This window comes from Kribbella sp. NPDC031520 (assembly GCF_055580825.1).
Genome location: NZ_JBVIKS010000001.1, coordinates 1307905 through 1332709, shown reverse-complemented (window position 1 = coordinate 1332709; position 24805 = coordinate 1307905). Strand labels below are relative to the sequence as shown.

Annotated in this window: 23 protein-coding genes; 18 read left to right on the top strand and 5 right to left on the bottom strand. The window is 69.1% G+C overall.

Going from position 1 to position 24805, the window contains the following annotated elements; all coding sequences use genetic code 11:
• The first annotated feature begins 5 nt into the window (after nucleotides 1-5).
• A complete protein-coding gene (locus ACZ5BU_RS06665) occupies nucleotides 6-1013 on the top strand; it encodes an NAD-dependent epimerase/dehydratase family protein (RefSeq protein ID WP_465696085.1) in 1008 nt (335 codons plus the stop codon).
• Nucleotides 1006-2088 (top strand): lysophospholipid acyltransferase family protein, encoded by a 1083-nt coding sequence (locus ACZ5BU_RS06660; protein WP_465696083.1) that lies wholly within the window; start codon nucleotides 1006-1008, stop codon nucleotides 2086-2088. Before ACZ5BU_RS06665 ends, ACZ5BU_RS06660 begins: the two co-directional genes overlap by 8 nt.
• A gap of 68 nt (nucleotides 2089-2156) precedes the next feature.
• Here ACZ5BU_RS06660 and ACZ5BU_RS06655 read toward each other — a convergent pair whose 3' ends face one another.
• Nucleotides 2157-2810, bottom strand: coding sequence for a hypothetical protein (locus tag ACZ5BU_RS06655; protein WP_465696081.1), 654 nt, complete (start codon nucleotides 2808-2810; stop codon nucleotides 2157-2159).
• A 50-nt stretch (nucleotides 2811-2860) separates the two neighbouring features.
• On the opposite strand from ACZ5BU_RS06655, the gene ACZ5BU_RS06650 reads away from it, so the two are divergent.
• Nucleotides 2861-3337, top strand: a complete 477-nt coding sequence (locus ACZ5BU_RS06650; protein ID WP_465696079.1) for a hypothetical protein — start codon at nucleotides 2861-2863, stop codon at nucleotides 3335-3337.
• 142 nt (nucleotides 3338-3479) lie between these two features.
• Here the strand turns inward: ACZ5BU_RS06650 and ACZ5BU_RS06645 are convergent, their stop codons facing one another.
• Nucleotides 3480-4052, bottom strand: coding sequence for a sigma-70 family RNA polymerase sigma factor (locus tag ACZ5BU_RS06645; RefSeq protein WP_238332099.1), 573 nt, complete (start codon nucleotides 4050-4052; stop codon nucleotides 3480-3482).
• A 367-nt stretch (nucleotides 4053-4419) separates the two neighbouring features.
• Here ACZ5BU_RS06645 and ACZ5BU_RS06640 point away from each other — a divergent pair, with 367 nt between their 5' ends.
• The 9 genes from ACZ5BU_RS06640 (at nucleotide 4420) to ACZ5BU_RS06600 (ending at nucleotide 12998) form a co-directional block, all read left to right on the top strand.
• The gene (locus ACZ5BU_RS06640) at nucleotides 4420-5868 is read left to right on the top strand and encodes a class I adenylate-forming enzyme family protein (protein WP_465696077.1); all 1449 of its coding nucleotides are present in this window, start codon (nucleotides 4420-4422) and stop codon (nucleotides 5866-5868) included.
• Complete coding sequence (locus ACZ5BU_RS06635) at nucleotides 5865-6101, top strand: glutaredoxin family protein (protein WP_465696075.1); 237 nt, start codon at nucleotides 5865-5867, stop codon at nucleotides 6099-6101. The genes ACZ5BU_RS06640 and ACZ5BU_RS06635 overlap by 4 nt, the downstream gene beginning before the upstream one ends.
• 100 nt (nucleotides 6102-6201) lie before the next feature.
• Nucleotides 6202-6957 carry a redox-sensing transcriptional repressor Rex gene (locus tag ACZ5BU_RS06630; protein ID WP_465696073.1) on the top strand — a complete coding sequence of 252 codons (756 nt, stop codon included), beginning with the start codon at nucleotides 6202-6204 and terminating at the stop codon, nucleotides 6955-6957.
• On the top strand, nucleotides 6954-8231 hold the full coding sequence (locus ACZ5BU_RS06625; protein WP_465696071.1) for a glutamyl-tRNA reductase: 1278 nt from the start codon (nucleotides 6954-6956) through the stop codon (nucleotides 8229-8231). Before ACZ5BU_RS06630 ends, ACZ5BU_RS06625 begins: the two co-directional genes overlap by 4 nt.
• Nucleotides 8228-9115: a hydroxymethylbilane synthase gene (hemC, locus tag ACZ5BU_RS06620; RefSeq protein ID WP_465696070.1), complete on the top strand. Its 888-nt coding sequence runs from the start codon at nucleotides 8228-8230 to the stop codon at nucleotides 9113-9115. The genes ACZ5BU_RS06625 and hemC overlap by 4 nt, the downstream gene beginning before the upstream one ends.
• On the top strand, nucleotides 9112-10851 hold the full coding sequence (locus ACZ5BU_RS06615) for a bifunctional uroporphyrinogen-III C-methyltransferase/uroporphyrinogen-III synthase (RefSeq protein ID WP_465696068.1): 1740 nt from the start codon (nucleotides 9112-9114) through the stop codon (nucleotides 10849-10851). The genes hemC and ACZ5BU_RS06615 overlap by 4 nt, the downstream gene beginning before the upstream one ends.
• A gap of 5 nt (nucleotides 10852-10856) precedes the next feature.
• Nucleotides 10857-11843: a porphobilinogen synthase gene (gene hemB, locus ACZ5BU_RS06610; RefSeq protein WP_465696067.1), complete on the top strand. Its 987-nt coding sequence runs from the start codon at nucleotides 10857-10859 to the stop codon at nucleotides 11841-11843.
• A gap of 112 nt (nucleotides 11844-11955) precedes the next feature.
• Nucleotides 11956-12138, top strand: coding sequence for a hypothetical protein (locus ACZ5BU_RS06605; protein ID WP_465696065.1), 183 nt, complete (start codon nucleotides 11956-11958; stop codon nucleotides 12136-12138).
• Nucleotides 12135-12998, top strand: a complete 864-nt coding sequence (locus ACZ5BU_RS06600; protein ID WP_465696064.1) for a hypothetical protein — start codon at nucleotides 12135-12137, stop codon at nucleotides 12996-12998. Before ACZ5BU_RS06605 ends, ACZ5BU_RS06600 begins: the two co-directional genes overlap by 4 nt.
• A gap of 140 nt (nucleotides 12999-13138) precedes the next feature.
• Here ACZ5BU_RS06600 and ACZ5BU_RS06595 read toward each other — a convergent pair whose 3' ends face one another.
• Nucleotides 13139-15094, bottom strand: a complete 1956-nt coding sequence (locus ACZ5BU_RS06595; RefSeq protein WP_465696062.1) for an HNH endonuclease signature motif containing protein — start codon at nucleotides 15092-15094, stop codon at nucleotides 13139-13141.
• 185 nt (nucleotides 15095-15279) lie between these two features.
• Between ACZ5BU_RS06595 and ACZ5BU_RS06590 the strand changes: the two genes are divergently transcribed.
• Nucleotides 15280-15765, top strand: a complete 486-nt coding sequence (locus ACZ5BU_RS06590; RefSeq protein ID WP_465696060.1) for a nuclear transport factor 2 family protein — start codon at nucleotides 15280-15282, stop codon at nucleotides 15763-15765.
• Nucleotides 15766-15913: 148 nt separating this feature from the next.
• Here ACZ5BU_RS06590 and ACZ5BU_RS06585 read toward each other — a convergent pair whose 3' ends face one another.
• Nucleotides 15914-17578 (bottom strand): hypothetical protein, encoded by a 1665-nt coding sequence (locus tag ACZ5BU_RS06585; protein ID WP_465696058.1) that lies wholly within the window; start codon nucleotides 17576-17578, stop codon nucleotides 15914-15916.
• Nucleotides 17579-17695: 117 nt separating this feature from the next.
• On the opposite strand from ACZ5BU_RS06585, the gene ACZ5BU_RS06580 reads away from it, so the two are divergent.
• The 5 genes from ACZ5BU_RS06580 to ACZ5BU_RS06560 all read left to right on the top strand — a co-directional run bounded on the left by ACZ5BU_RS06580 (nucleotide 17696) and on the right by ACZ5BU_RS06560 (nucleotide 23512).
• The gene (locus ACZ5BU_RS06580; protein ID WP_465696056.1) at nucleotides 17696-18619 is read left to right on the top strand and encodes a carbohydrate ABC transporter permease; all 924 of its coding nucleotides are present in this window, start codon (nucleotides 17696-17698) and stop codon (nucleotides 18617-18619) included.
• The gene (locus ACZ5BU_RS06575; RefSeq protein WP_465696054.1) at nucleotides 18609-19493 is read left to right on the top strand and encodes a carbohydrate ABC transporter permease; all 885 of its coding nucleotides are present in this window, start codon (nucleotides 18609-18611) and stop codon (nucleotides 19491-19493) included. Before ACZ5BU_RS06580 ends, ACZ5BU_RS06575 begins: the two co-directional genes overlap by 11 nt.
• 21 nt (nucleotides 19494-19514) lie before the next feature.
• The gene (locus ACZ5BU_RS06570; protein WP_465696053.1) at nucleotides 19515-20816 is read left to right on the top strand and encodes an ABC transporter substrate-binding protein; all 1302 of its coding nucleotides are present in this window, start codon (nucleotides 19515-19517) and stop codon (nucleotides 20814-20816) included.
• Between the two features lie 40 nt (nucleotides 20817-20856).
• Entirely contained in the window at nucleotides 20857-21930 is a 1074-nt protein-coding gene (locus ACZ5BU_RS06565; RefSeq protein WP_465696051.1) for a Gfo/Idh/MocA family protein, read from the top strand.
• Between the two features lie 205 nt (nucleotides 21931-22135).
• Nucleotides 22136-23512, top strand: coding sequence for a hypothetical protein (locus ACZ5BU_RS06560; RefSeq protein WP_465696050.1), 1377 nt, complete (start codon nucleotides 22136-22138; stop codon nucleotides 23510-23512).
• Nucleotide 23513: 1 nt separating this feature from the next.
• On the opposite strand, the gene ACZ5BU_RS06555 is transcribed toward ACZ5BU_RS06560, so the two are convergent.
• A complete protein-coding gene (locus tag ACZ5BU_RS06555) occupies nucleotides 23514-24722 on the bottom strand; it encodes a cytochrome P450 (protein WP_465696048.1) in 1209 nt (402 codons plus the stop codon).
• Between the last annotated feature and the right edge of the window lie 83 nt (nucleotides 24723-24805).

The following is a 24805-nucleotide window of genomic DNA, read 5'->3' as shown; positions in this document are numbered from 1 at the left end:
AGCTCGTGGCACAGGTGGTGATGGTGACCGGCGTCTCCCGGGACGCCGGTGCTCGTTGTGCCCGGAGACTGGCCGAGGACCCGTCGATCGGCACCGTGATCGGTGTCGACGTCGTTCCGCCGCGCGCGGAGCTCGGCCGGGTCCGGTTCGTCCGGGCCGACATCCGTAACCCGGTGATCGCCAAGGTGATCGCCGCCGAGGATGTCGACACGGTCGTACACACCGGCGTGGTGGCCACTCCTGGCAGCGCCGGCGGCCGGTCGTCGATGAAGGAGATCAACGTCATCGGCACCATGCAGCTGCTCGCGGCGTGCCAGAAGGCGCCGGGCGTGGCCAAGCTGGTGGTGAAGTCCTCGACCACGGTGTACGGCGCGGGTCCGCGGGACCCGGCGATGTTCACCGAGGAGATGGCGCCGCGGGCGATCCACCACCACGGGCTGAGCAAGGACGCCGTCGAGGTCGAGGGGTACGTCCGCGGATTCGCCCGGCGCCGCCCGGACGTCTGCGTCTCCACGCTCCGGATGGCGAACTGGATCGGCCCGAAGACCGACTCCCCGATCACCCGCTACTTCGGCCTGCCCGTCGTACCGACCGTCTTCGGGTACGACGCGCGCCTGCAGTTCCTGCACGAGGACGACGGCGTCGAGGCGATCCACCACGCGACGGTCGACGACCTGCCCGGGACCTTCAACCTGGCCGGGGACGGCGTGTTGTCGCTGTCCCAGGCGATCCGCCGGCTCGGCCGCCCGACGTTGCGGCTGCCCTCGTTCACCGCGTCCAGTACGGCGGCCGTCGTACGGCGCGCCCGGCTGGCGGACTTCTCGCCGGACCAGATCACCTTCCTGACGTACGGGCGCGGCGTGGACACCACGCGGATGCGCACCGAGTTCGGGTTCGAGCCGAAGTACACGACCGCGGAGGCCTTCGACGACTTCCGCAGGTCGCTCGGCACCGGCGCGATGACCCGCGCCGCCGGCCTGCTGAGCGCCGGACTGGGGGCGTTGCGTGGCTGACGCGGACGTCATCCCGATCGGCTCCGGCGGCCGCCCCGGCCGCGGTAACCGCCGAACCACCCCGTCAGCAGCCGCTCGCGCACTGGCCGGCGACCGGGCCCGCCCGAAGAAGAGCCGGAAGCAGCCTGTCGAGGAGACGGTAGAGCCTGTCGTCGAGGCGCCGGCGTACACCGAGGAACGACCGACCGAGGCGAGCTTCGACTTCGTCGGGCTCGAGCGGGCGGTACGCGGGTTGTTCGGGGCGGACGGGGAGCGGCGGGTCGCGGAGTGGCTGGCGTTCCTGCGGCGGCGGCTGACGGGGGAGTACGAGCTCGACGAGTTCGGGTACGACGCCGACCTGAACGACCAGGTGCTGCTGCCGATGCTGCGGCCGATGGTGGAGAAGTGGTTCCGGGTCGAGGTGCGCGGGATCGAGAACATCCCGTCCGACGGCAGCGCGCTGATCGTCGCGAACCACTCCGGCACGATGCCGCTCGACGGCCTGGTCACCCAGGTCGTGGTGGCGGACCACACCGGCCGTCCGCTGCGTACGCTCGCCGCGGACCTGGTGTTCCAGACCCCGTTCGTCGGCGAGCTGTCCCGCAAGGGCGGCGCCACCCTCGCGAACAACGACGACGCCGAGCGCCTGCTCCGCCAGGGCAACCTGGTCGGCGTCTGGCCGGAGGGCTTCAAGGGCCTCGGGAAGCCGTTCTCCGAGCGGTACAAGCTGCAGCGGTTCGGCCGCGGCGGGTTCGTCAGCGCGGCGATGCGGACCGGCGTACCGATCGTGCCGTGCTCGATCGTCGGCGCCGAGGAGATCTATCCGCTGGTCGGCAACATCGCGTCGCTGGCCCGGCTGCTCGGCGTCCCGTACATCCCGGTGACGCCGTTCTTCCCGCTGCTCGGCCCGCTCGGCCTGATCCCGCTGCCGTCGAAGTGGCTGATCGAGTTCGGCGAACCGATCCGGACCGACGACTTCGCCGAGGGCGCCGCGGACGACCCGATGCTGGTCTTCAACGTCACCGACCAGGTCCGCGAGACCATCCAGCAGACCCTGTACACGCTGCTCATGCAGCGCCGCAGCGTCTTCTTCTGAACGACGGCCCCACGCGAAAGGCCCCCGGCGGACTGCTCTGCCGGGGGCCTTCGCACAACTGTTGCCTGCTACTTCCAGGGTGGAAGCAGGGTCTTGAGGACACCGGGCAGGTCGATCAGCGGGGTGGTCGGGAACGGCCACGGCCACGCCGGTGTGGTCGGGGTCAAGGTGGAAGGCAGCACCGTGGGCGTCGCAATCGGCGAGTTCGACGACGACGGCTTGGGTGGCGTCTTCAGGGCGGTCGGCGGCGGAGTGTTGGACTCCTGGACGATCGTCGTGTTCGGCACATTGGTCGGCGCGGTGCTGGGCTGCAGCGAGGTCGAGTCGACCGGGGTCGGGATCGTCGTCGAGGCCTTACTCGTCGACGACGCCTGGACCGGATCGCTCGGCCCGGTCGCGCCGGGGGAGGTGCGGTTCGGTTTGTTCGAGCCGGTGCTCGGCGCACCGGACGCCGGCTTCGGTGCGTCGCACTTCGGGCAGGCGGCCGCGGCATGGCCGGCCAGCTGCTCGATGGTGGCGAACGCCTCGACTCCGGACTTCAGCGACTCGGGCGGCAGTTGCGGCGCGAGCTCACCGAGAGCCTGGCGGGCGCTGGTGATGAACGTCGTGATCGCCGTGATCGAACTCTGGTCGCTGTTCTGCTGGTACGACGCGAGCAGTCTGGACACGCCCTGACGGGCCTGCTTCGAGAAGTCGTCCAGGGTCGCGTTGATGGTGTCCACCGAGCCGCCGCTGGTGGCCAGCTCCTGGACTTCGGACAGTCGGGTCTGGCATGTTCGAGATCGCGCCGGCCGCGGGAGTCGTCGCCGACACCCACATTGGTCGCCACATTCTCGATGCTGCGTTTCATCCCGTACAACGTGTCGCCGGGCATCGCCTGCTGGGCGGCGGCGGCAGAACCGATGCCACCTCCCAGCAACACGAGCGCAGCGGTCGATGCCACCAGCCGGATCCTCCGGCTCTGGCGACGGCGGATATCTGTCACGGACGCGCCAACGTCCTCGCTACCCGGCGGGTCGTCCGAGTCGTCTGGTGCGGTGTGCACCGTCAGTTGAGTCGCAGTGGTCGCCGCCCGCGCCGCCGCCTGCTCCATCAGGCGGTGCCGCAGCTCGGCACTGAACTCGGGTCGCGGTGCTACTGCGCCGGCGGTCCTCAGCCGTCCGACCAGTTCCACAGCTTCCAGCAACTCTGGATCGTCGCCCAGTCGCGCGGAGTGACGGGGCCCGTGATCGATGGCGTGCGCGAATGACTCCGCGCGCGCTCGAGCCCTGTGTAGGTCACTCATGAGTTCTCGTTCTCCTCAATGGCCAGTCGGGGTCACCGACAGGTCCTCACCAGGCAAACGAGGTAACTCCCTGACGGGTTACGAAAGACGTTCGTTGTCATCCGCCTCATCTCAAGTCCTTGGGGATAACCTTCGCCAAGTGCCGTACGGCCCTCAGTTGCAGTTGCTTGACGGCGCCTTCGGACTTCTCCAGCGCCTTGGCCGTCTCGGCGATCGACAAGCCGGCGAAGAACCTCATCGTCAGGCAGTCGCGCTGTTCGTCGGGCAGGCCGGCCACCGCGTCCCGGAGCACCTCGGCGGTGGCCGCGGCCAGCACGTCGATCTCCGGGCCCTCGGTCTGCCGGTCGTGGGTCTCGATCTCGTCGGTGACCACTTCGAGCCGGACCCGCCCGGACTTGTAGTGGTCGGTGATCAGGTTCCGGGCGATCGTTACCAGCCAGGCTCCGAAGTCCCGGCCCTGCCAGCGGAACGAGTCCAGCGCGCGGAGTGCCCGCACGAAGGTCTCGCTGGTCAGGTCCTCGGCGAGTGCCGACGACGACACCCGGGCGTAGATGTAGCGATAGACGGTGAGCGAGTACTCGTCGTACAGCTCACCGAAGGCACCGACGTCCCCGGCCTGGGCGCGATCGACGAGCTCAGCACGTCGCATCCCGTCCGGGCTTGGTTCCGGCGTGGTCAAGTTGTCTCCCCGTTCGACTGACACGTCGTTCGACACATCCGCGAATGGCCTCAGTGACTCTGGGACAGCACCGAACGTTACTGCTCATGCACGGGCTGTCAACAGGCTGGGGCGTGCCGCCTTCCGTCCGGTCCGAAGCTTGCGTGAATGCGCCAGCGGACCGCGTCCGCCGATGACGGAGCAGCCTGCTGTCGGGGTTGGTACATCGCGCATGAGGGTCCCCGCGCGGACGGGTTTCTGCAGTGTGAGGTTCAGCAGAAGCTCGCTCGCGAAGTCACCTGTATATCGGTGGTCACGCTCTGCTGCAACCGTTCCGAGCAAACCCGGTCGGTCCTCAGGAGAATCCCGGCCGTGACAGACTCGCCTGGTGAACGTGAATTTCGCGGACATCCTTCGTGACACAGCGCAACGTCATGGCGATCGTCCCGCGCTGGTCGACGCCGACCGGCGGCTGACCTGGAGCGAGCTCGACGAGGCCGTCGACCGGACCGCGCGGGGGCTCGCCGCGGCCGGCCTGGTGCCCGGCTACCGGGTCCTGCTCCTGGTTGCCAACAGCATCGAATTTGTCACGTCCTACCTGGGCGTTCTTCGCGCCGGGCTGGTCGCCGTACCGCTGAACACCGGACTCACCAGACCCGAGGTGGCGACCGTCGCGGCGCACTCCGGAGCCCGGCTGGCGATCGCCGACGCGGTCCTCGCGGACCGCGTCGAGGGCGTCCGGACGGTCGCCCCGGACGAGCTCCAGGGTGACGTTCCGTTACCGCCGCCGATCGATCCCGAGTCGCTCGCGGTCCTGCTGTACACGTCCGGAACCAGTGGAGATCCGCGGGCCGCGATGCTCACCCATCGGGCACTTTCGGCGAACGTACGGAACCTCAGCGAGCTCGGCGAGGACCGGATGGGGCCCGAGGACGTGGTGCTCGGGGTGCTGCCGATGTTCCACGCGTTCGGCCTGAACGCGGTCCTCGGCTGGACCGTCGCGACCGGCGCCGCGCTGATCGTCGAGCGCCGCTTCGACCCCGAGCAGACCCTGGAGCTGATCGGGCGGTACGGCGTGACGCGCCTGCCGCTCGCACCGCCCGCCCTGAACGCACTGCTGACCCGCCCGGACCTGCGCTCCGCGCTGAAGACGGTCAAGGTCGTCCTGACCGGCGCCTCCACGCTCGACCGTACGCTCGCGGACCGCTTCGAGCAGGCGAGCGGGCTGTACGTCCACCAGGGGTACGGGCTGACCGAGGCGTCCCCGGGTGTCACCACGACCCTCGGCGAGGCCGCGCCGAAGCCCGGATCGGTCGGCCGCCCGCTGCCGAACGTCGAACTCCGGATCGCCGACGAGCAGGGCGAGGACGTCGAGGGCGACGACCCCGGCGAGATCCTGATCCGCGGCGGCAACCTGTTCTCCGGCTACTGGCCGGACGGCGTGGACGGCCCGGACGCGGAGGGCTGGTACCGGACCGGCGACGTCGGGTACCTGGACGCGGACGGCGACCTGTTCCTGGTCGACCGCCTCCGCGAGCTGATCATCGTGTCCGGTTTCAACGTCTTCCCGAGCGAGGTCGAGGACGTCCTGGTCGCGGCGCCGGGGGTCCGCGAGGCGGCGGTGATCGGCGTACCGTCGGAGGAGACCGGCGAGGCCGTGAAGGCGTTCGTCGTACCGTTGCCGGACACATCGGTCGACGTCGCAACGGTCCGCGAGTACGCCGAGGGCCGGCTGGCGCGGTTCAAGAGCCCGGTCGACATCGAGGTGGTCGACCACCTGCCGCACTCGGTCACCGGCAAGGTCGCGAAGGGCCGGCTCCGGGAGGGCGGCCGATGAGTCGCGTGGTGATGTACGGGAAGCCGGGCTGTCACCTGTGCGACGACGCCCGGGAGATCATCCGGGCGGTCTGCGCCGAGGCGGGCGTGGAGTGGAGCGAGGTCGACATCACGCAGGATGACCGCCTGTTCACGGAGTACGGCGAACAGATCCCGGTCACCTTCGTGGACGGCAAGCAGCACGACTTCTGGCGTGTGGACCCCGCCCGACTGCGAAAAGCGCTGATGAGGTAGGGCTCACTTCCACCGATTTTGTTCTCACGTTCACAAGCTCCTAGAGTAAGAGAGCCGCCGGCCGTCAGACCGCGGTGAACCAACCGCTCCCAGGAGAATTGTGACGCGTGCCAGCAGCCGTCGCCCCGGCCCGCCGACGAGAACCGAACGCGGCATCCCCGAGGCGACTGTCGCGCGCTTGCCGGTCTACCTGCGGGCCCTGACCGCGCTCTCCGACGGTGGCACCGCCACCGCGTCGAGCGAGGACCTGGCGACCGCGGCCGGGGTGAACTCCGCGAAGCTCCGCAAGGACCTGTCCTACCTGGGGTCGTACGGCACCCGCGGCGTCGGCTACGACGTCGAGTACCTGCGCTACCAGATCGCCCGCGAGATCGGCGTCACCCAGGACTGGGCGGTCGTCATCGTCGGGATCGGAAACCTCGGCCACGCGCTGGCGAACTACTCCGGCTTCGGGACCCGCGGCTTCCGGATCGTCGCGCTGCTGGACGCCGACCCGAACCTGGTCGGCGAGCGGATCGGCGACATGGAGGTCCGCGACTTCGCCCAGCTCGAGGACATCGTGAAGGCCGACCGGGTTTCGATCGGGGTCATCACCACCCCCGCCGGTCCGGCCCAGGAGGTGTGCGATCGGCTGGTCGCCGCCGGTGTCACCAGCATCCTGAACTTCGCGCCCGTGGTGCTGTCCGTGCCCGACGGCGTCGACATCCGCAAGGTGGACCTCTCGATCGAGCTTCAGATCCTGGCGTACCACGAACAACGAAAGTCCGGAGAGGCGGCGCTCCCCCAGGTGCCCGAACTACCAGCGATGAACGGCCTGACGGACTTCCCGAGTGTCGGGGGAGGTGTCGGCGCATGAGCTATCTGGTTGTCGGCATCAGTCACCGGTCCGCTGCGATCGACGTTCTCGAGCGGGTCGCGCTGGACGCGGAGGCCGCGACCAAGCTCGGGCTCCAGGTCCGGAACTCGGCCGCCGTCGCGGAGTCCGCGGTCGTTGCCACCTGCAACCGCACCGAGGTGTACGCAACCGTCGACCGGTTCCACGCCGGGATGGACGAGGTCACCGCGATCCTGTCCGACGTCACCGGCGTACCGCTGCTCGACCTCGCCGAGCACCTGTACGTGCACTTCGAGGAGGGCGCGGTCGCGCACCTGTTCCAGGTCGCGGTCGGGCTGGACTCGATGATCGTCGGCGAGAGCCAGATCCTCGGCCAGCTCAAGGAGACATTGCGGGCCGGCCAGGACAACGAGACCATCGGTACCGACCTGAACGCCCTGTTCCAGCACGCGTTGCGGGTCGGCAAACGGGCCCGTACCGAGACCGGGATCGACGCGGCCGGCCGCTCGGTCGTCTCGGCCGGGCTGGAGGCGGTCGGCGGGACCGAAGGCCGCCGGGCGCTGATCGTCGGCGCCGGCTCGATGGCCTCTCTCGCCGCGCAGACCCTGATGAACAACGGCGCGCGCAGCGTGACCGTTGCCAACCGCAACTACGATCGCGCGGTCGCGCTGACCGACCGGATCGGCGGTACGGCGATCCGGCTCGCCGACGTACCGGACGCGCTGAAGGACGCCGATCTGCTCGTCTCGTGTACCGGCGCCCGCGGTGTGGTGATCACCGAGGAGATGATCCGGAACGCCGCCGGCGACCGGCCCCTCGGCGTACTCGACGTCGCCCTTCCGCGCGACGTCGCGCCCGAGGCGGCCCGGATCCCCGGCGTCACGCTGATCACGCTGGCCGACCTGGTCGGTACGGCGGGCGGCAGCGAGGCCGACATCGACGAGGTCCGGCGGATCGTCGGCGAGGAGACCGGAGCGTTCGAGGCGACCCGGCGGGCCGCGTCGGTGGCGCCGACCGTGGTGGCGCTGCGGGCGATGGCGAGCTCACTGGTCGACCAGGAACTTGCCCGGCTCGAGCGCCGGCTGCCGGACCTCGACGAGCACGAACGGCACGAAGTCGAGCGGACCATCCACCGGGTCGTCGACAAGGTGCTGCACAACCCGACCGTCCGGGTGAAGGAACTCGGCGGCGATCCGGGCGGACCGACGTACGCCGACGCGCTGCGGCAACTGTTCGCACTCGACCAGGCGGCCGTGGACGCGGTCACCACGCCGAAGGGTGGTGAGCAGGCATGATCATCCGGCTCGGGACGCGCCGCTCCAAGCTGGCGACCGCACAGGCGACGCTGGTCGCGGACGCCCTGCGGAACCTCGGTCACGAGGTCGAGCTGATCCCGATCTCGACCACCGGCGACGTGGACAAGGTGTCCCCGGTCGAGCAGATCGGTGGGACCGGCATCTACGTCAGCGCGCTCCGGGACGCGTTGCTGGCCGGCGAGATCGACATCGCCGTGCACTCGCTGAAGGATCTTCCGACCGCGCCTGTCGACGGCCTGGTGATCGGCGCGATCCCGGTCCGCGAGGACCCGCGCGACGTACTCGTCGCCCGCGACGGGCTGACGCTCGGTGAGCTGCCGCACGGTTCGGTGATCGGTACCGGTGCGCCACGCCGGACGGCGCAGCTCGACGCGCTCGGGCTGGGCGTCGAGTGCACCGGGATCCGCGGCAACGTGGACACCCGGATCGGACTGGTTGCCGACGGCAAGGTCGATGCGGTGGTACTGGCCCGGGCCGGGCTGGCACGGTTGGGCCGGCTCGACGAGGTGACCGAGACGCTCGACCCGATCCAGATGCTGCCGTCGCCCGGACAGGGCGCGCTGGCCGTCGAGTGCCGCGCGGACGACACCGACGTACTGGCCGCGCTGGCACCGCTAGAGGACGCGGCCACCCGCGCGGCGGTCACGGCGGAGCGGCAGTTGCTGGCCACCCTCGAGGCAGGATGCACGGCTCCGGTCGGCGCGCTGGCCGAGGTGGTCGAGGGTGAGGACGGCCCGGAGCTGTGGCTGCGGGGCGCGCTCGGCCAGGAGGACGGTGTCCGGCGGCTCTCCGCGAACGGGCCGGTCGACGACCCGGCGGGCCTCGGCAGAGCGCTGGCGAACGAGTTGCTGGAGCGAACATGACAGCGGCGCAGGGCACAAGCACGGCCCACAAGAAGGCCCAGAAGACGGCCCACAGGACGAGCACCAAAACGACGAGGGCGAAGGCAGACGTGAGCGCGAAGACAGCAGCCGCCACCGCGGCACCGCAGAAGGCCGCGACCAGTACCGTCAAGCAGACCAGACCGCTCGGCCATGTCACGTTCGTCGGCGTCGGTCCTGGTGACCCGGCGCTGCTGACGCTGGCCGGCCGGGACGTGCTCGCCAACGCCGACGCGGTCGTTGTCGAAGGCCCCGAACACGACGCCTTCCTGAACTTCTGCAAGGCCGGCGTCGAGGTCGTGGACGGCTCCGGCGCCGAGGGCAGCCGGGCGCTCCGCGTCGCGGCCCGCGCGCGGCTCGTGGTGAAGACCGCGAAGACAGCCGCGAACGTGGTCCGCCTGCTGAGCGGCGACCCGTTCACCTTCTCCAGCGGCGCCGAGGAGGCCGCCGCGTGCAAGAAGGCGGGCATCGGGTTCAACGTCGTCCCGGGGGTCAGCGAGGTGAGCGCGGTTCCGACGTACGCCGGGATCCCGCTGACCATGAAGGGCGACCGTGAGGTCACAGTCATCGACCTCGCGGAGAACAAGCTCGACCTGACCCGCCTGCAGCCGAAGCAGACCCTGGTCCTGCTGAACGCGTCCGACGTGTTGAAGGAGACCGTCGCCGGGCTGATCGAGGCCGGCTTCGACGCCGCCACTCCGGTCGCCGTCACCGTCGGCGGTACGACCACCTCGCAGACCAGCGTCGTCGGCACGCTCGAGACGATCGTCGCCGACCTGCGTACCGCGAAGGTCACCGGCGAGGCCGTGGTCGTCGTCGGTGCCGTGGTCGAGCAGCGTGAGTCGCTGTCCTGGTTCGAGACCAAGCCGCTGTTCGGCTGGCGGATCCTGGTCCCGCGGACCAAGGACCAGGCCGGCCCGTTGATGGACCGGCTGCGCCGGTACGGCGCGATGCCGGAAGAGGTACCGACGATCTCCGTCGAGCCTCCGCGGAACCCGCAGCAGATGGACAAGGCGATCCGCGGTCTGGTCGAGGGCCGCTACGAATGGGTCGCGTTCACCTCGGTCAACGCGGTGAAGGCGGTCCGGGAGAAGTTCGACGAGTACGGGCTGGACGCGCGGGCGTTCTCCGGGCTGAAGATCGCCGCCGTCGGCGACAAGACCGCCGAGGCGATCGGTGCCTGGGGCATCCGTCCGGACCTGGTCCCGTCCGGTGAGCAGTCCGCCGCCGGACTGGTCGAGGACTGGCCGCCGTACGACGCGCTGCTGGACCCGATCAACCGGGTCTTCCTGCCGCGCGCCGACATCGCCACCGAGACCCTGGTCGCGGGCCTCACCGATCTGGGCTGGGAGGTCGACGACGTGACCGCGTACCGGACCGTCCGGGCCGCCCCGCCGCCCGCGCCGACCCGCGAGGCGATCAAGTCCGGCAAGTTCGACGCGGTCGTGTTCACCTCGTCGTCCACGGTCCGGAACCTGGTCGGCATCGCCGGCAAGCCGCACGCGTCGACGGTGATCGCGGTGATCGGCCCGGCCACGCTGAAGACCGCCGAGGAGCACGGCCTGCGGGTCGACGCGATGGCCGAGTCGCCGTCGGTCGAGGAGCTCGCCGACGCCCTGGCCCGGTTCGGTGCAGACCGTCGTGACACCATGGTGGAGGCCGGTGAGCCGGTCACCCGTCCGTCCGAGCGTCGCTCGGGATCTCGTCGGAAGAGCTGAGTTTCATGCCTGGTGGTTTCCCGGAGGTCAGGCCGCGGCGGCTTCGGTCGTCGGCGGCGGTACGCCGGCTGGTCGCGGAGACGACCATCGAGCCGCGGCAGCTGATCCTGCCGATGTTCGTCCGGGAGGACGCCCGGGAGCCGATCCCGATCCGGTCGATGCCGGGCGTCGTCCAGCACACCCGGGACACCGCGCGGAAGGCGGTCGCGGAGGCCGCTCAGCTCGGCCTCGGCGGCGTGATGCTGTTCGGCGTCCCCTCGTCCAAGGACGAGGTCGGGTCCGGTGCGCTGGATCCTGAGGGCATTCTCAACGTGGCGATCCGGGACGCGAGGTCCGAGGTCGGGGACTCGCTGCTGGTGATGTCGGACCTGTGCCTGGACGAGTTCACCTCGCACGGGCACTGCGGCGTACTCGACTCTTCTGGCCGCGTGGACAACGACGCCACGCTTGCGATCTACGCCGAGATGGGCGTTGCGCAGGCCACTGCCGGCGCCCATGTCGTCGGCCCGTCCGGGATGATGGACGGCCAGGTCGGTGTCGTACGAGCCGCGCTGGACAAGGCCGGGTTCGTCGACACGGTGATCCTGGCGTACGCCGTGAAGTACGCCTCCGCCTTCTTCGGCCCGTTCCGCGAGGCCGTCGACTCGTCGCTGACCGGCGACCGGAAGACGTACCAGCAGGACAACGCGAACTCCCGCGACGCGATCCGCGAGGTCGACCTCGACATCGCCGAGGGCGCCGACATCGTGATGGTGAAGCCGGCCCTCGCGTACCTCGACATCATCCGCCAGGTCCGCGACCACGTGAACGTCCCGGTCGCGGCGTACAACATCTCCGGCGAGTACGCGATGGTCGAAGCCGCCGCCGCGAACGGCTGGATCAACCGCGACGCCGCCATCCTCGAAACCCTCACCGCCATCCGCCGAGCCGGCGCCGACACGATCCTCACCTACTGGGCGAGCGAAGCAGTCCACCTGCTGAACCACCGCTGAGTGCCGCAGTAGTTCATCGCCCGGACGACTGAAGTACATCTGGCGAGGCCCGTGGACTGCCCCGGCGGGAATTAGTCTGACGCGAGTTCAGTCGCCGGAGAGGAACCGAACCGTGCCGGATCAGCCGTCGAACGATGCCCTGGAACTGCCGGACGAACTCGCGCCGGACCCGGACCTGCGGGCCGCGCGGCACGAGATCCGTGCCGTCGCCGCCGGGCTGCGCGCGGCACTGGCCGACGACGACCACGCAGCCGCTGCCACCGAGGATCTGCCGGTGACGGAGGACGGTCGATGAGCGAGGGGAACCGGGCCGCGGAGCTGGCCGACCAGGTCCTCAACGCGGTGGCCTCGGTCCGCACCAGACTGGGTCGCGCAGTCGGGGCCGCCGAACAACTCGACGCTCATCTGTGGGAGCTCGAGAAGGTGTTCGGCGAACGGCCGGAGTTGCCGAGCGATGAGCCCACCGCGGACGCCCGGCCCAACGAGGCTTCGATCCTGGCTGCGGCGACCAACTATTCGATTGGTGTCGGTCAGCACGCGAGACCCGCGCAGACGCAGGTAGCGAAAGTACGCGATGAACTCGCCGCCGCCGCGAACTCGCTCGCACAGGCCCACGAGTTCCTCGACCAACTCGAGGCGCTGCCCGCCACCTCCGACCAGCAGTCCGGCGAGCGCGGCGCGACGGCCGACGCCCTCGACAAGCAGTCCGGTGAGCGCGGTACGACGGTCGACGCCGGGCAAGCGGCGACGCCGGCGGACCTGCGGGCGCGGTTGACGCGCTTGGAGTCGGCGATCGCGACCGCCGCGTCCGGGGCCGAGCGCACGGCGCAGCGACTCGGCACCGCGCTGCGGAGCGCAGGGCGCATGCAGAAGACGTACGGCGAGCTGGACAGCCGGACTGTCCCGGGAGTCCACGATGCCGCGCAAGTCGTCAACCAGGCCCTCCCGGGGCTCCAGGCCGGCCTCGGCACAACCTCGGCCGCCCATGGACAGGCCGAGCAGGCCGCGACGCTTGCCGGCGACCTGGCGGCCACGATGCGCGCCGCGTCCAACCCGACACCCGCATGCGACCGGCAGGCACCCGCGACCTCCTCCGAGCAGGACCACCGCGACCGAGGCGGAAAAACCCCACGAGACCAGCAACTGAATCGCTAGCGCCGGAGAATTGGCTGGCTGGCTCTGCACCGGCGGCACCAACTTCACCGCGACGGGCCGCGTACCCGGGTAATCACGTGAACGCTGTTGCGGCGTCGCAGCGCGTGATTCGGGCACGATCGTGAGTGCGAGCTGGTTGGTCAAGCCGGTACGTCGTCTCCCCACTGGTCGGCTGGAACCAGCGGCGGACTGGTGCGCGCTGCGGGTACGTCGGCATCACCCCACGGGTCGAGCGGAACCAATGAGCGCGGGTTTGTGCTCGGAACGGGCGCCGCATCCTCGCCCCACGGGTCGAGTGGGACCAGCGACGGGCTGGTGCGAGGTGTGGGCAGGTCGGCGTCACCCCACGGGTCGGGTGAGGTCGGTGGTGGGCTGGTGCAGGGTGTGGGCGCGTCTTCGTCGCCCCCGACGTTGCGCGGGGCTGGTGGCGCGGGGCCTGCGTTCGGGGTGGACGCGTCCTCACCCCAGGGGTCGACCGAGGGGATGAGTGGCTTGTGGACGATGTCTGCGGCTGAGGGTTTGTATCTGCCGGGCGGGATGGACGTGGGGTTCATCCAATTGGGGCGGGTCACCTGGACGACGCCGTCGATGATGCGGATCCGCCAGTGGCCGTGGTGGAGGTCGACATGGTCGCGCTTGCAGAGCAGCGCGAGGTTGGTGATGGCCGTGGGGCCACCGTCGGCCCAGTGGATGATGTGATGGGCTTCCGTTTGGGCGGGTGGGGCTCCGCAGATCACGCAGCCCTTGTCTCGGGCGTTGAGGACGCGGCGCATATGGCGGGTGACGAGGCGTTGGGTGGTGCCGACGTCGAGGGGCTGTGATTTCGAGCCGAGGACGATGGGGAGTACTTCGGCGTCGCAGGCGAGGCGGCGTACGGTCGCGGCGGACAGGCCGTCACCGAAGACCAGCGCGCCGATTCCGTGGCTGTTCGCGTTGGTGGTCGCGGCGACGAGGTCGTCGTAGTCGATGGTGATGCTGATGTGCGGTTTCGGGCCGTGACCGGGAACGCGATCGGTCCCCGCGGGCCTGCGAGCATTCGCGCCGTCGCCTGCAGGCGAGTCGAGGCCGATGCGCGCCGGGGTCTCGGGTGCGCCGTCCTGGGCTGTGCGGTCCGACGGAAAAGGCAGGACGTCGCCATACCCGGAGGCGGGTGGAACGCCGCCGCCGACCGCGGCTTCAGTCCCGGCTTCGGTCTCGACTTCGGTTGGGGCTCGGCCTGCGGAGTTGGGTTGGTCTGTGGAGTTGAGGATGGTGCTGAGGGCGTCGGCTTGGCGTTTGCTCAGGGGGCGAGGGTCGAGTTCGCCGTCAACGGTCTTGCGCGGGCGGGCGAGTGCGTGGATCTGGGTGCGGAGGAGTTCGGCGTTCTCGTTGGCGAGGTATCCCTTGAAGGTGACGCCGTTGGCGGCGGTTTTCAGGGTGAGGGACTCGCGGTCGTAGGCCGCCTTCTCGTCGGGTTCGGGGCCGTCCGGGTCGAGGAGGTTGCGGATCGTGCGGCCTGCGCGGCGCAGTTGTTCCGGGGTGTGGGTGGCGGCCAGGCCGATCAGTTCGCGCTCCGCGACGGCGACGTCTTCTGCCGGGACGGTGTTCGGGACTTGGTCCAGGACCGAGACGATCGCGGCTGCCTGGGCAGGATTCACTCGCCAGCCGCCATCCGCACCGCTCCCGGCGGCAGCACCATCCGCTGCGGGCGCGCCGTCAGCCGCGTTGTCCATGTCGGCAGTTTGCGCAGTAGGAGTGGCCGCGGTAGGAGCGTCCGGCGCCGCGGCGGAAGCGTCGTCCGGTGTGGCGTGGACCGGGTTCTGGAACGGGATGGCCGGGTCCGGCAGGGCCGCGCTGGTGGCGGCGTAGGTCGCGAGGCGGTTGGCTAGATGGACGTCTCGGCGGGCGTCCTTCAGGTCTTGGCGGTAGCGCTCCGACAGCAGGCGGGCGGTGTCGCGGGCACCTAGGTCCTTGGCGTATCCGGATGCGTCCAGCCGTGCGGTCAGCTGCCACTTCAGGGTCTTGAGCCTGGCGCCCTCGGCGACGACCGCGTCGAGAGCCCACAGCGCCTCGCTGTCGCTCATCGACCAGACGGATCGTTCGCCGAGAATCTCCATGCCCACAACTCTAGACACGCCCTCCGACAGTTTCCAACGCCAGAACCCCTTATTTCCAAGGAGATCCAGAAGCGCCGGTTGTCCACAGGTCGCCAGGTCGGTGTGGCCGCACCGATTAGTTGCTCGCAGCAATAAATCTTCTACGCGACTGGTGGGGAGGACCGCAGAGCTGCTTGACTACCGGCATGACGAATTCTCTGGATGCGATCGATGCTCTTCGGGCGGCCGGTGAGGTGGGTGATGCGGAGGCGGTCGGGGCGGTGCTCGCGGACGACGTCGAGTTCCATTCACCGCTCACCGACCGGCTCACGTTCCGGGGCCGGGACGAGGTGGTCGCGTTGCATCGGGATATCTTCGCCGTACTCGAGGACGTCCGCACCGGCGAACCGCTGACGCACGGCGACACCCAGGCGTTCTCGTTCCGGGCGCGGGTCCGGGGCGTCGAGCTCGAGGCAATCAACCAGGTCCGCTGTAACGACCAGGGCAAGATCGCCGAGCTGACCGTCTTCATCCGCCCACTGCCCGCCGTCGCGACCCTGTTCGCAACCCTTCCGCCGCGCGTCTCGGCCCGCCGCCGCGGCCCACTGGTCGGCGCCCTGGTAGCCGGCCTGGCCACACCCCTTGCCCTCGCCTACCGAACCGCAGACCGCCTCGCCCCGCGCTTCCTTTAGAACCCTGGAGGCGAGTCGGAGGGTCGTCAGAGGCGTGACAGGCCGGAGGCTACGAATATGCGGTCTTGGCCTGTGCAGGGGACGGCGTGCGACGTCGACGAAGCCTCCTCCTACGGAGATCTCGTCGCCGACGTGGATCGATGCCGGCTCACTCGGTGCGTAGTTGCAGGAGTTGGCGGCCGGGGGTGCGGCCGGTCAGGTAGACCCGGAGGCCTTCGGGGGTGAGGTTGCCGCCCAGGTAGGTGTACTGCTCGCCCGGGTCCATGGGGACTCGGGTCGCGCCGTTGCCCGGGCCGAAGACGATGCGGTCGTTGCCGACGGTGTAGGTGCCGGTCCCGGACGCGAGCTGGTAGTTGCCTGAGGCATCCAACGACTCGACGCCGGTCAGCGTTCCGCCGGGGCGGAAGCAGAGTTCGACGGCGTACCGGGTTTCGTCGCCGGTGAACGCGAAGGAGACGTCGAAGCCGTTCGGCACTTCCTCGACCCGTACGCCGGTGCGCAGCGCGCGGTACTGCCGCGGTCGGTTCTCGAAGTCCATCGACGAGTAGAACCGCCCGTCCGGCGACAGGGGGTAGTTCCCGGCTGGTTGGCGGTGTTGCGGCGGCAGCGGGAGGTGGTACGGCGCCCGTACCTCCTGCTGGAGTTCGAACGTACTCGGGCCGGTGCGATGCAGTCCGTCGGCGCGGAAGTGGCCGGTGCCGAAGAACTGTGGCGACAACCGCACCGAGTCGAGGATCGCCGCGCCGTTGCGGAGCTTGAAGAAGGTCGGGTTGGTGGACAGTCCCGACGCGACCAGCGGTACGTCGTGGTAGTCCGTTCCGCCGAACACCGTCGCCGTCCGAGTCCCACGCCGTACCCGCGCCGACCCCTGCGACGCGAAGTGCCGCACGAAGTCGTCCGGTGCCGGCACAGCGGCAGGAAGTACCGCAGCCAGCTCAGGCCGCTCGAGGACCTCGGCCAGAAAGTCGCCGAGCCCGCCGGTACCGCGGGCTTCGATGTCCTTGGCCGCAGTCGTGAAGCGGCCGTCGCCCGTATGTACTGCGAGTTCGCGGAACTGCAGCAGATACCACCATGCGTCCCGCACGCCCTTCTGGTCCTGGCGGCGTGAGGCTGTTGTGTCGACCTCGCCGTTCGGCTCGAGCAGGTACAGCGTCGCGTCGAGGTTGCGTCGTACGTACTCGAGCAGCTCCGGCTCCCCGCGCACCCACGCGAGTGTCGACAAGCACGGGTTGGTGACTTCGGCGGCGTAGGTCGAGCTCCGCTCGCTGTATATCCCGTCCGGCGACGCGTCGATGCCCTCGGCCAGCCAGTCGTCGATCCGGGCCGCGTACCGCGGATCCGGAAACAGGTGATGCGCCCGAGTCAGCGCCGCGCACACCTCCCACCGGTGGTTCGGCGTGTGCACCCCACCCGACGCCAGCGCCGGCCCGGCCTTCGTCACCACCGCTGCGAGCGCGGCACGAAAACCAGCCGTTTCCGGCTGAGCATCCGCGGTGAGCAGCGCGTACGAGGTGCACACGTCCTGGATCACGAACGCGGTGTCCGGCGGCGAGTGCAGGTTGCCGATGTCGAACAGCCCGTCGTCGTGCTGCCGTACGGCTAGCTGCTCGACCAGTCTGCCCATCGGCCCGAGGAGCTCGGCGGCGTGCTGGTACGCCGACCGCTCGCAGACCCACCCGGAAACCAGCCGGCGGATGTTCCGCGCCACGCCCCGGGCAGTTTCGGAAACGTTCTGGGAGTTGCCGAGCAGTTTCGGAATCTGTTTCTGGTTGGCGGCGGCCAGCAGGTTCAGGAAGTCCTCGTCCACGGCCACCAGTCCACCACATCGCGTCCGCATCCGGACACCCGGGCCCGCCTGCGAACCCTTGCGTAAACCGGTTTCTCGGGCTAGTTTGCTCGGCCAAGGCAAGCGTTTTCCGAGGAGGTGGCCATGAGTGCGCTAGGCGAGCTGGGCAGTCTCCGGGGCAAGAAAGGCTTGGGCAGCAAGAAGGACAACCTGGCCGGATACCTCTTCCTGGCCCCCTGGCTGCTCGGTCTTTTCCTGATCACGATCGGCCCGATGCTGGCCTCGTTGTACCTGTCGTTCACGGACTACAACCTGATCCAGGCGCCGAAGTGGATCGGCCTCGAGAACTTCACCCGGATGCTCTCCGACCAGCGGCTGCACAACTCGCTGCGGGTGACGTTCACCTATGTGTTCGTCTCGGTACCGCTGCAGCTGGCGATCGCGCTGCTGCTGGCCGTCGTCCTGGACCGCGGCGTCCGCGGGATGGCGTTCTACCGGTCCATCTTCTACCTCCCGTCGCTGCTCGGCTCGAGTGTCGCGATCGCGATCCTCTGGCGGCAGGTGTTCGGTACCACCGGCCTGTTGAACCAGGTGCTAGAGGTTTTCGGAATTCACGGAAAAGGCTGGATCTCGGACCCGAGTACGGCGCTCGGCACGCTGGTCGTGCTGAACGTCTGGACGTTCGGCTCGCCGATGGTGATCTTCCTGGCCGGACTGAGACAGATCCCCGCGATGTACTACGAGGCTGCGGCGGTCGACGGCGCCGGGACGCTGCGCAGGTTCTTCAGCATCACGCTGCCGCTGCTCACACCGATCGTGTTCTTCAACCTGGTGCTGCAGATCATCCACGCGTTCCAGTCGTTCACCCAGGCGTTCGTCGTCTCGGGCGGTACCGGCGGACCGTCGGACTCGACGATGTTCTTCACGCTGTACCTCTACGACAAGGGCTTCGGGAACTTCGACATGGGCTACGCCTCCGCGATGGCGTGGTTCCTGCTCGTGGTCATCGGGGTCTTCACCGCGGCGAACTTCTTCGCCTCGAAGTACTGGGTGTTCTATGACGACTGAAACGCTCTCCCGTACCGTCGCCACCCGCCGCACCCCGGCGCTCACCTGGGCCCGGGTCCGGCCGCTGGTGATCCACGTACTGCTGGCCGGCTCCGCGCTGGTGATGCTGTACCCGGTGATCTGGATGGTGGTCAGCTCGCTGCGCCCCGGCAACGAGATCTTCCGCGACCCCGGGATCCTGGTGAAGGACCTGCGGATCGACAACTACCGGGTCGGCTGGAACGCGCTGACCGAGCCGTTCACCCGCTACCTGCTGAACTCGGCGATGGTCGTGCTCGGCTCGATCCTCGGCAACCTGGTGTCCTGCTCGATGGCCGCGTACGCGTTCGCCCGGCTGGAGTTCAGCGGCAAGAAGTTCTGGTTCGCGATCATGCTGCTGAGCATCATGCTGCCGATCCACGTGGTGATCGTGCCGCAGTACATCCTGTTCTCGCACCTGGGCTGGATCAACACCGTGCTGCCGCTGATCGTGCCGAAGCTGCTCGCCACCGACGCGTTCTTCGTCTTCCTGATGGTGCAGTTCATCCGCGGCATCCCGCGCGAACTGGACGAGGCCGCCCGGATCGACGGCTGCGGCAAGGCGTCGATCTTCCTCCGGATCATCCTGCCGCTGATGGTCCCGGCACTGGCCACCACGACGATCTTCACGTTCATCTGGACCTGGAACGACTTCTTCAGCCAGTTGATCTACCTGACCGATCCGCACAAGTACACCGTCCCGCTGGCGCTGCGGTCGTTCGTCGACGCGACCTCCAGCTCGTCCTGGGGCTCGATGTTCGCGATGTCGGTCGTGTCCCTCGTCCCGGTCTTCCTCGCCTTCCTGCTCGGCCAGCGGTTCCTGATCAAGGGCATCGCCACCACCGGCATCAAGTAACTCCCTGAAAGGTTCACCCACATGAGGCACATCCCACGCGCCCTGACGGCGCTGGCGCTGGCCACCACGTTGCTGGCGGCAAGCGCCTGCGGCGGCGACTCCGGTGGTGCGGCGTCGTCGTCGGATGGCGGCAAGGTCACGCTCCGATTCACCTGGTGGGGGTCGGACACCCGGACCAAGCTCACCCAGCAGGTGATCGACGCGTACCAGAAAGACCATCCGAACGTCACGATCAAAGGCGAGTTCGGCGACTGGTCCGGCTACTGGGACAAGCTCGCCACCACGGTCGCGGCGAACGACGCGCCGGACATCATTCAGATGGACGAGAAGTACCTGCGCGAGTACGCCGACCGCGGCGCGCTGCTCGACCTGAAGAAGGCGCAGGGCCTGGACACCGGCAAGTTCGAGCCGGACACTCTCGGCGCGGGCGAGTTCGACGGCGGCCTGTACGGGTTGAACGCCGGCATCAACTCGTTCGCGGTTGTCGTGAACCCGACCGCGTTCAAGACGGCCGGCGTACCGGTCCCGGACGACAAGACCTGGACCTGGGACGACTTCGCCACGACGGCCGCCGAGATCACCACCAAGACCGGCGGCAAGGTCACCGGCGCCGGACCCCTCGGCACGAACGAGGCCGGCCTCAACCTGTGGGCCCGGCAGCACGGCGAGTCGCTCTGGACGAAGGACGGCAAGCTGGGCGTCTCGCCGGAGACGACCACGGACTTCTTCAAGTACATCCTGAAGCTGCGCGACCAGAAGGCGATCCCGTCGGCCGAGGCCGTCTCGCAGGACATCAACGCGTCGCTCGACCAGTCCGCGTTCGCGACCGGCAAGCTCGCGATGACCTTCATCTGGAGCAACCAGCTGGTGGCCTTCAGCAAGGCGACCGGCCAGCAGTTGAAGCTGCTGCGGATCCCGAGCGCCGACGGCAAGGCCGCCGACAACGGCTCGTACTACAAGGGCTCGATGTTCTGGTCGATCTCGTCGCGGTCGAAGCACCAGAAGGAGGCCGCGGAGTTCGTCAACTACCTGGCGAACAACACGGCCGCCGGGAACATCCTGCTCGCCGAGCGGGGCGTGCCGCCGAACACGGACATCCGCGCCGAGGTGACACCGAAGCTGAAGCCGGCCGACGCCGCGACCGCGAAGTTCATCCAGGACATCAAGCCGGACCTCGGCGACCCCTCGCCGGCGCCGCCGGTCGGTGGTGGACAGGTGGAGAAGATCATCCAGCGGTACACGACCGACGTACTCTTCGGAAGGCAGGCGCCGGACGCGGCTGCCAAGGCGTTCCTGGACGAGGTCAAGGGTGGGCTCAAATAGTGTTGCTGATGGCAACTGATTGCCGATGACGGGAGTCCGCGTGGCCGTGGTGGGAATCCACGGCCACGGCGCCTCCCACGTTCGCAACGTCATCCGTTTGGACAACGCCGAGCTGGTCGCCGTCGCCGATCCACTCGGCGGCGGGGACCTGCCGGCGAGTGTCCGGGTCTTCGCCGGCCTGGAGGACCTGCTGGGCGCTACAGAGGTCGACGTGGTGGTGATCTGTACGCCGATCCAGACCCACGTCCCGCTGGCGGAGCTGGCGATGCGCGCGGGTGCCGACGTACTGCTGGAGAAACCGCCGACGGCGTCGCTGGCCGAGTTCGAGCAGCTGTCCGCGGTGGTGAAGGAAACCGGCCGCGCGCTCCAGGTCGGCTTCCAGGCGCAGGCGTCCGAGGCCACGCTGAAGCTGCGGTCGATGATCGCCGACGGCGAGCTCGGCGAGATCCACGGCATCAGCGCGACCGGCAAATGGGTGCGGACGGCGCGGTACTTCCAGCGCGCCCGCTGGTCCGGCCGCCGCCACCTCGACGGGGTCGACGTCGTCGACGGCGCGGTGACGAACCCGCTCGCGCACGCGACCGCCGCCGCCCTGTTGCTGGACGGGTCGACCGGCGTGGACGACGTACGGTCGATCGAGACCGAGCTGTACCGCGCGAACCCGATCGAGTCCGACGACACCTCGTCGGTCCGGATCACGACCACCCGCGGTACGCCGATCCTGATCGCGGTCACGCTCTGCGCGACCGAACACCTCGACGCCTCGGTCATCGTCCACGGCTCGAAGCGCCGCGCGGTACTGAGCTACCAGTCCGACCTGATCGACAACACGAAGTACGGCCGCGCCGACCTGCTCGAGAACCTCCTGGCGCACCGCGCCGACCCGGCCGTACCGCTCTACGTCCCACTGCAGGCGACAGGCGGCTTCACCCGCGTCGTCGAGGCGGTCCGCACCGCACCGGACCCGACCGAAATCAACCCCGATCTGATCGACTGGGAAGACGAAGGCCTGGACCGCCGGCCGATCGTCCGAGACGTCGAGGAATGGATCGACCGCGCCTCGGACGAGCTAGCGCTCTTCAGCGAGATCGGCGCTCCCTGGACGACCGATTGACATTTTCTGTGACCTTCCGGGGAATCCATTCGTTTGAACTGTGAGGTTAGAAGTGCGGTAAGACTGGGGACGTTCGAGACGTTTCCGGATTCGCCTCCCCTTTCGGGGCCGGGAACCGGTAGCCTCGTGCAGCGCGCTATGGGGGCCGCCGTACCACCCACCCGACGAACTGCCGGAGAGCCCAAACCGGTCAGGAGAGCACGTCTTGCAGGAGAACACCAGCACAACCAGTACTGGCGAACTGGTCAACGTACCCCTCACCGGTGCGGACAAAGTCGCCTACGCTTTCTACGCGACCGCGGCAGCCGCGGCGCTGGTCGGCCAAGTCTGGGCCGGCGTGACCCACATCCCCTGGCCGAGCGACGGCTTCTCGCCGTTGCTCAAGATCATCCTGGTCACCCCGGCGGTCGCGGTCCTCGAGCTCGGTGGCGTCGCCACCGCGGCGCTCGCCGACCTGCGCCGCCGCAAGGGTGAGCAGGCCTACGCGTACCGCGCGATGTCGTTCTTCGCGGCGCTCGTCGCGGTCGTCTTCAACGTGGTCGGGCACTGGCGTCCCGAGGAACGGTTCCTGGCCTTCGGCTTCGGTGGCCTGTCCGCGTTCGCCTACGTGCTCTGGCTGATCCACAGCTCGGCCCGCCGTCGTGATGCCTTGCGCCGTGCCGGGCAGATGCGCGAGACCGGTCCGGTCTACGGCCTCGTGCAGTGGGCCCGCGAACCGCGGGTCACCTGGCTCGCGCGGTCGCTCGCGATCGAGCACGGCTACGGCCTGTACGAGAGCCTGCGTGCGGCCCAGCACCAGATCCGCAACCGGAGTCGTCGCGAGGCGATCGCCGGCACCGTCGCGGAGTACATCCGTTCCGAGCACCAGGACGAGCGGCTGGCGAAGATCGCCGAGACGACGTACGACCCGGACCGGTTGGCCGGGATGCTCGAGGAGCGGATCAACTACGAGGTCATCACCAACAAGCTGACCAAGGCGATCTCGCCGCCGCCGGAGCCCGAGGAGCGTCCCGCCGTACCGGCCGCGGTCTGGGTGCTCGAAGGCGGTCAGCCGCGGCGGGCGGACGGCACCGGGGTAGGACTGCGGGACGACGACGCGTGGACCGGCGAGCTGATGGCGATCGTCGACCAGGACCCGGCCGACAGCGGGAACGTGTCCGAGGCGGTCGTCGTCGAGGACGAGAGCGAGCCGCAGCACGTCGTGAACGGTACGCCGAGCAGCCTGAAGCCGTTCGCCCCGCAGCCGAAGGCCGAGCCGCTGGTGGAGAAGCCGAAGCCGCCGTCGCCGTTCGCCGCACCCGCCGACCCGCAACCGCCGGCGCTGATCACCACCCCGAAGGTCGAGCCGGTGCTGCCCGACCCCGTCGTCGTACCGGCCGAGCCGGAGGAGGACAAGCCGGAGCCGACCGACCTGGAGAAGAGGCGCATGCGCGCTTGGAACATGCTGGCCGATTGGCCGGAGGGCCACGAGCGCACCGCCAAGAACCTGGCCATCGCCATCAACTGCAGTGAGCCGATGGCGACCCGGTTCATCGAGCAGTACGAAGCAGAGCACGGTCTGGTGTTCACGTCGCAGAACTGATTCACCCGGCTGCCGGTGGACCTCCAAGGTTCACCGGCAGTTCTGCGAGACCGCTGACCAGCACGGGACGCCATTCGAGTTCTTCGGCCGGCTTCGCGAGGCTCATCCGCGGGAACCGCCGGACCAACGCCAGCAGCGATTCCTGCAGTTCGATCCGCGCCAGTTGTGCCCCGAGGCAGAAGTGCGGTCCGAAACCGAAGGACAGGTGCTTGTTGTCCTTCCGGTCGATCCGCAGCTCGTCCGGTGCGTCGTACGCCCGCGGGTCCCGGTTCGCCGAGTTGAGCGCCGCCATCACCCCCTCACCGGCCTTGATCCGGACGCCGTGCAACTCGACGTCCTCGAGCGCGACCCGCAATTGGCCGACCTCGCTGAACCGGTTGAACCGCAGCAGCTCCTCGATCGCGGACGGGATCAGGTCCGGCTCGTCCACCAGCCGTGCCCAGTTGGCGGGCCAGCGCAAAAGGGTCGCGACGCAGCTGGAGATCTGGTTCGCCGACGTCTCGTGACCCGCGACCAGCAGGTTGACGCCGAAGGCAATCAACTCCTCCTGGCTGAGCCGGTCACCCTCCTCGCGGGCCCGGACCAGCTCGTCGAGCAGGTCCTCGGGCGGCGCCGCGGTGTTGGCGAGTTTGCGCGTGACCAGCTCCTCGATGTACGCGGTCAGGTTGGTCATCGCGTCCTCGACCAGATCCTTCTCGGCCATCTTCATGCTGTACCCGAGCTCGGTCCACTCCCGGAACTGCGCGCGGTCCGCGTACGGTACGCCGAGCAGCTGGCAGATCACCTGGATCGGCAACGGCAGCGCGACCAGCTGCCGGATGTCGGCGCCGTCGCCCGCTCGCGCGACGTCCTCGGCGAGCTGCGCGGACAGCTCCGCGACCCACGGCCGGGTGCGCTCGATCCTCCGGTGCGCGAACGTTGGTACGACCAACCGTCGCAGCCGGGTGTGCTCCGGCGGGTCGGTCGTGGTCAGGCTGTTCGGCATCGGCTTGGCCAGCGCCACCCGCGGCGCGCCCTGCTTGACCACCGCGGCCCGCGAGAACCTCGGGTCGGCCAGCACCAGCTTCACGTCGTCGTACCGCGTCACCAGCCAGACCTCGGCCCCCGCCAGAGTTCGAACCCGGGCGACCGGGCAGCCCTCCCTGAGCTCCGCGAACGTCGGCGACGGATCGAACCGAAACGCGTCCTCGAACGGAATCTCCAGCACCATGGCCCCAACCCTAGGCAGGTTAGGTGACCCTTGCTTGCGAGTCCGGCGCGTCGGGGGCGGACCGCCAGGCCATCACAATCGCG

Bases quoted from the DNA above. Each gene is read 5' to 3' on its own strand.
- ACZ5BU_RS06590 (WP_465696060.1), top strand. From the start codon at position 15,280: ATGACGAATTCTCTGGATGCGATCGATGCTCTTCGGGCGGCCGGTGAG.
- ACZ5BU_RS06650 (WP_465696079.1), top strand. From the start codon at position 2,861: ATGTTCGAGATCGCGCCGGCCGCGGGAGTCGTCGCCGACACCCACATT.
- ACZ5BU_RS06595 (WP_465696062.1), bottom strand. From the start codon at position 15,094: ATGGAGATTCTCGGCGAACGATCCGTCTGGTCGATGAGCGACAGCGAG.
- hemC (WP_465696070.1), top strand. From the start codon at position 8,228: ATGATCATCCGGCTCGGGACGCGCCGCTCCAAGCTGGCGACCGCACAG.
- ACZ5BU_RS06635 (WP_465696075.1), top strand. From the start codon at position 5,865: ATGAGTCGCGTGGTGATGTACGGGAAGCCGGGCTGTCACCTGTGCGAC.
- ACZ5BU_RS06575 (WP_465696054.1), top strand. From the start codon at position 18,609: ATGACGACTGAAACGCTCTCCCGTACCGTCGCCACCCGCCGCACCCCG.
- hemB (WP_465696067.1), top strand. From the start codon at position 10,857: ATGCCTGGTGGTTTCCCGGAGGTCAGGCCGCGGCGGCTTCGGTCGTCG.
- ACZ5BU_RS06600 (WP_465696064.1), top strand. From the start codon at position 12,135: ATGAGCGAGGGGAACCGGGCCGCGGAGCTGGCCGACCAGGTCCTCAAC.
- ACZ5BU_RS06615 (WP_465696068.1), top strand. From the start codon at position 9,112: ATGACAGCGGCGCAGGGCACAAGCACGGCCCACAAGAAGGCCCAGAAG.
- ACZ5BU_RS06555 (WP_465696048.1), bottom strand. From the start codon at position 24,722: ATGGTGCTGGAGATTCCGTTCGAGGACGCGTTTCGGTTCGATCCGTCG.
- ACZ5BU_RS06570 (WP_465696053.1), top strand. From the start codon at position 19,515: ATGAGGCACATCCCACGCGCCCTGACGGCGCTGGCGCTGGCCACCACG.
- ACZ5BU_RS06580 (WP_465696056.1), top strand. From the start codon at position 17,696: ATGAGTGCGCTAGGCGAGCTGGGCAGTCTCCGGGGCAAGAAAGGCTTG.
- ACZ5BU_RS06625 (WP_465696071.1), top strand. From the start codon at position 6,954: ATGAGCTATCTGGTTGTCGGCATCAGTCACCGGTCCGCTGCGATCGAC.